Raw genomic sequence first — 5,107 nt, forward strand, 5'->3', positions numbered from 1 at the left:
CGTTGGGACACCGCACCGACCCCGGCCAAAAGCCTGTACCGCCCTCTCGGGCCCGTGCTGTTGTGGGCTTCCCTTCCCCCGAAGCCGTTGCCGCCCCGCGGCACGGCCCCGAGGAGCCGCGATGCCCGCAGCACCACCGGACGACCGGCCCGCGCTGCACGTCGAGAACGTCGACGTGACGTACGGGCGCGCCCTGTCCGCGCTCCGCTCCGTGTCCCTGACCGTGCCGCACGGCGGTGTCGTGACCCTGCTCGGCGCCAACGGTGCCGGCAAGACGACCCTGCTGAGGGCCGTGTCCGGCACACTGCGCCTGCACCGTGGCGCGATCACGGGCGGCCGCATCCGCTACGGCGACACGGTGCTCGACGGCAAGGACCCGGTGGCGGCGGTACGCGCCGGAGTCGTTCAGGTCCCCGAGGGCCGGCGGGTGTTCGCCGGGCTCTCGGTCGACGAGAACCTGCGCAGCGGCGGACTCGGGCTCGGCCGGCGCGGCCGGGCACAGGTCCGGGAGGCCCGTGCCCGTGTGTTCGCGCTCTTCCCCCGGCTCGCGGAGCGCACCCACCAGGCCGCCGGCCTGCTGTCCGGGGGCGAGCAGCAGATGCTCGCCATCGGCCGCGCCCTGATGGCGGCCCCCCGTCTGCTCCTCCTCGACGAGCCCTCACTCGGCCTGGCTCCGCAGATGGTGCACCGGATCGCCGAGGTGATCCGTGAGATCAACGCCCAGGGCACCGCCGTGCTGCTGGTCGAGCAGAACGCGGGCATGGCGCTCTCCCTCGCCGACCACGCCCATGTCCTGGAGGTCGGCGAGACCCGCCTGTCCGGCCCGGCCGGCGAACTCGCCCGCACCGACGCCGTGCGCCGCCTCTACCTGGGCGAGGCGGCCGAGGACCAGGGGGCCGCGTGAACGACCGCACCCCGGCCGCGCCGCCCGTGCTCGACGTACGGGACGTGACCGTGCGCTTCGCCGGACTCACCGCACTCGACGGGGTCTCCTTCACCGTCGCGCCCGGCTCGGTGCACGCGCTCATCGGACCCAACGGCGCCGGCAAGTCGACCTGCTTCAACGTGCTGTCCGGCCTGTGCCGTCCGGCCGCCGGCACGGTGACGCTCGGCGGCACCGAGCTGACCCGGCTCGCCCCGCACCGCATCGCCGCACTCGGCGTGGCCCGCACCTTCCAGAACATCGTCACCACCCAGGGCACCGTCGCCGACAACCTGATGCTCGGCCGCCACGCCCTGTCCCGTGCCGGCTTCGCCGCGAGCGCGCTGCGCCTGCCGCGAGCCGTGCGGGAGCAGCGCGAGCACCTCGACCGGGTGCGCGAGATCGCCGGACTCACCGGCCTCGGACGGCACCTCGGCAGTCCGGTGGCGTTGCTGTCGTACGGCGACCGCAAACGCGTGGAACTCGCCCGCGCCCTCTGTCTGGAGCCCCGTGTGCTGCTTCTCGACGAACCCGTGGCCGGCATGAACGCCGCCGAACGGGCCCGCACGGCCGGGGTCATAGGCGATCTGCGAGCCGAACTCGGGCTGTCCGTCGTCCTCGTGGAGCACGACATGGGCCTGGTCATGCGGCTTGCCGACGACGTCACCGTGCTCGACTTCGGCCGGCCCCTCGCCCACGGCACCCCGGACGAGGTCCGCCAGGACCCCGAGGTGCTGCGCGCCTACCTCGGCGCCGGCGCACAGGCGGAGGACGCCGCATGACCGGGTTCCTCGACGACCTCCTCGGCGGACTCGCCCTCGGCGCGGTCTACGCGCTGATCGCCCTCGGCTTCGTCGTCATCTTCAAGGCCTCGGGCGTCCTCAACTTCGCCCACGGCTCACTTCTCCTGTTCGGCGGGTACCTCACCGCCCTCCTCCACGACGACCTCGGCTTCGCCGGTGCCCTGGCGCTGGCGATCCTTGCGACCGCCGCCCTCGCGGGCGTTCTCGACCGGTTCCTGCTGCAGCGCGGCGGCCAGAACGCCCACTCCGCCCACGTGCAGACCATCATCACCATCGGCATCGACATCGTCCTGCTGACCGACCTGGCCCGGCGCATCGGCGGCGACCTGCTGTCGCTGGGAGACCCGTGGGGCGACTCGGTGACCGCACTCGGACCGGTGACCGTCGCCGACAGCCGGCTCGCCGCGGTCCTGGTGTCCGCCGTGGTCATCGGCGCGGTGTTCGCGCTCTTCCGGTTCACCTCCTGGGGGCTGTCCCTGCGGGCGGCGGCGGAGGACCTGGAGGCCGCCGCTCTCATGGGCGTACGGCTCAGCCGGGTGCGTGCGGGCGCCTGGTGCCTGGCGGGCGCGCTCGCCGCACTGGCCGCGGTGTTCCTCGCCGCGTTCCCGGCGCCGGGCCTGGAGCGCACCACCGGCCAGATCGCGCTCAACGCGTTCCCGGCCGCGATCCTCGGCGGGCTGGCCTCCCCGGCCGGCGCCCTCGCGGGCAGCCTGCTCATCGGCCTGACCGAGGCGCTCGTCGTCGGACACCAGTCCGACCTGCACCTGCTCGGCGAGGGGTTCGGCGACGTCGCCCCGTACGCCGTGATGCTGCTGGTGCTCCTGATACGGCCCAACGGGCTGTTCGGCGCGAAGGGAGCGGCCCGTGTCTGACCGTCTCCCCGACGGCCTGACGAGCCGCCGGGCGGGGACCGCGCTGCTTGCCGTCGCGCTGTGCCTGCCGCCGTTCTACCTGGACGCCTTCTGGCTGCGGATCGGCCTGTTCTCCATGGCCGCGGCCATCGGCGCCGTCGGACTCGCCCTGCTCACCGGCACCGCGGGCCAGCTCTCCCTCGGCCACGCCTTCTTCCTCGCCGTCGGCGCCTACGGCTACGTATGGCTGGCGGGGGAGCCCGGACCGGGGCTGCCACCGGCCCTCGCCGCGCTCCTCGCCGTGCTGCTCGCCGGAGCGGCCGGCGGGCTGTTCAGCCCCGTCGCGGGCCGGGTGCGCGGCATCTACCTGGGCATCGCCACCCTCGCGCTGGTCTTCCTCGGCCACCATGTGCTGCTGACCGCGGACTCCGTCACCGGCGGCTTCAACGGACGCTCCGTTCCCCCGCTCACGCTCGGCGGCTTCACCTTCGGGGCCGGCGACCCCGAACTGACCGTGCTCGGCGTGCCGTTCGGCGCCGAGGAGCGGCTGTGGTTCCTGGGCCTGGCACTGTTCGCGTTCACCTGGTTCACCGCCCGCGGCCTGCTGCGCGGGCGCCCCGGCCGGGCCCTGGCCGCCCTGCGCGACAGCGAGACCGCGGCCGCGGTGATGGGCGTCGACGTGGCCCGGCACCGCTCGGCGGCCTTCGTGGTGTCGTCCCTGTACGCGGGCCTGGCGGGCGTACTCCTGGCACTCGCCTTCCGCCGCGTCGTCCCGGACTACTTCTCCCTCGCCCTCTCCGTCGACTACCTCGCCATGATCGTCATCGGCGGTCCGGGCTCGGTCGCCGGAGCCACCGCGGGCGCCGTCTTCGTCACCGCGCTCCCCCTGCTGATGACCCGCTACGCCGACCGGCTCCCGCTGGTGACCGCCCCCGGCTCGGCCGAGGGTTCCATGGGCCCCACCGAGGCCGCCCGCTACCTCTACGGCGCCGCGATCGTCCTGGTCCTGCTGTACGCGCCCGACGGCCTGCACGGCGTCGTCCACCGCGCCCGGGACCGCGTACGGCTCCGCCGCACCCGTGCCCCTGCCACGGACCCCGCCACTCCACCTCCGCAGCCGGCCGCAGCCGCACGATCCAAGGAGCACACCCCGTGAACCCCACGCACCCCAGGCACCGCAACCGGCGCCGCACCACCGGGACCGTCCTCGCCGGGACCCTCGCCCTGTTGCTCGCGGCCACCGGATGCAGCTCCAAGGCCGGCGGCGGCAACGGGGGCGGCGACGCCGCCGACGGCGTACGCACCGGACCGGGCGTCGGCGCCAGGACCATCAGGCTGGGCGCCCTCACCGACTTGACGGGCCCCTACGCCACGCTCGGCAAGAGCATCGTGCAGGCCCAGCAGATGTGGGCGGACGAGACCAACGCCAAGGGCGGCATCTGCGACCGCACGGTCGAGATCGTCGTCAAGGACCACGGGTACGACGTGCAGAAGGCGGTCACCGCCTACGCCGACATCGCCCCGGACGTCGTGGCCCTGCCCCAGGTCATCGGCTCCCCGGTCGTGGCGGCCCTGCTCGACGACATCGAGCGCGACCGGATGCTCACCTTCCCGCAGGCCTGGGCGGCCTCCCTGCTCGGCAAGGAGGCCGTCCAGGTACTCGGCACCACTTACGACGTCGACATGATCGCCGCGGTGGACTTCCTCACCCGCGCCAAGGGACTGAAGAAGGGCGACACCATCGGCCACGTCTACTTCGAGGGCGACTACGGCGCCAACGCGCTGGAGGGCTCCACCTGGGCGGCGGGCAAAGCCGGGCTGAAGGTGACCGGCCAGAAGATCCAGGCCACGGACACCGACCTGTCCGCCCAGGTGTCGGCGCTCCGCAGGGAAGGCGTGAAGGCCGTACTGATCAGCGCCGGACCCGCCCAGACGGCATCCCTCGTCGGCGTCGCGGCCTCCCGCGGCCTGCGCGTCCCCGTCGTCAGCAGCGCCCCGGGCTTCGCGCCCCAGCTGATGAGGACCCCCGCCGCACCGGCACTGGCGGCCATGCTGCACATCGTCAGCGCCGCGCCCGCGGTCAGCTCCGACCTGCCGGGCGTGCGGCGCATGGTGGCGTCGTACCGGAAGAAGTACCCGGACTCGCCGGTCGACTCGGGGGTGCTGTCCGGTTACAACGCCGCCCAGTTGCTCGGCGCGGACCTGAGGAAGGCCTGCGAGGCGGGCGGCCTCACCCGGGAGGACGTCGTCAAGGCGCACCGCTCGCGGAAGAACGCGGACACCGGTCTCGGCACCGCGCAGAACTTCTCCGACGCCGACCGTCCCGCGAGCGTCGAGACGTATGTGCTGCGGCCCGACGCGAAGGCGGTCGGCGGCGTGGTGAACGCCGAGGACGCGCACACGGCTCCGGGCGTGGAGGACTACCTGACCACGCGGTAGCCACCGCACTCGTCCGGGACACCCCGGCGGACCCGCGGAGGGGACGCCGGGGCGTTTGTGTGTCCGGGCCGGGCGAGGACGGAGGGCAGGGG

5 protein-coding genes are annotated in these 5,107 nt (G+C 73.9%); all 5 read left to right on the plus strand.

Annotated elements, in window-relative coordinates; all coding sequences use genetic code 11:
• The first annotated feature begins 121 nt into the window (after window positions 1-121).
• From C1I97_RS31135 to C1I97_RS31155, 5 genes are read left to right on the plus strand one after another with little or no spacing between them, the layout of a single operon-like run.
• Entirely contained in the window at window positions 122-904 is a 783-nt protein-coding gene (locus C1I97_RS31135) for an ABC transporter ATP-binding protein (protein WP_111006416.1), read from the plus strand.
• Entirely contained in the window at window positions 901-1,704 is an 804-nt protein-coding gene (locus tag C1I97_RS31140; protein ID WP_111006417.1) for an ABC transporter ATP-binding protein, read from the plus strand. The genes C1I97_RS31135 and C1I97_RS31140 overlap by 4 nt, the downstream gene beginning before the upstream one ends.
• Window positions 1,701-2,597: a branched-chain amino acid ABC transporter permease gene (locus tag C1I97_RS31145; RefSeq protein ID WP_111006418.1), complete on the plus strand. Its 897-nt coding sequence runs from the start codon at window positions 1,701-1,703 to the stop codon at window positions 2,595-2,597. Before C1I97_RS31140 ends, C1I97_RS31145 begins: the two co-directional genes overlap by 4 nt.
• A complete protein-coding gene (locus C1I97_RS31150) occupies window positions 2,590-3,732 on the plus strand; it encodes a branched-chain amino acid ABC transporter permease (RefSeq protein WP_111006419.1) in 1,143 nt (380 codons plus the stop codon). Before C1I97_RS31145 ends, C1I97_RS31150 begins: the two co-directional genes overlap by 8 nt.
• Window positions 3,729-5,015 carry an ABC transporter substrate-binding protein gene (locus C1I97_RS31155; protein ID WP_111006420.1) on the plus strand — a complete coding sequence of 429 codons (1,287 nt, stop codon included), beginning with the start codon at window positions 3,729-3,731 and terminating at the stop codon, window positions 5,013-5,015. The genes C1I97_RS31150 and C1I97_RS31155 overlap by 4 nt, the downstream gene beginning before the upstream one ends.
• Window positions 5,016-5,107: the final 92 nt, after the last annotated feature.

The sequence above is a fragment of the Streptomyces sp. NTH33 genome, assembly GCF_003236365.1.
Taxonomy (GTDB): domain Bacteria; phylum Actinomycetota; class Actinomycetes; order Streptomycetales; family Streptomycetaceae; genus Streptomyces.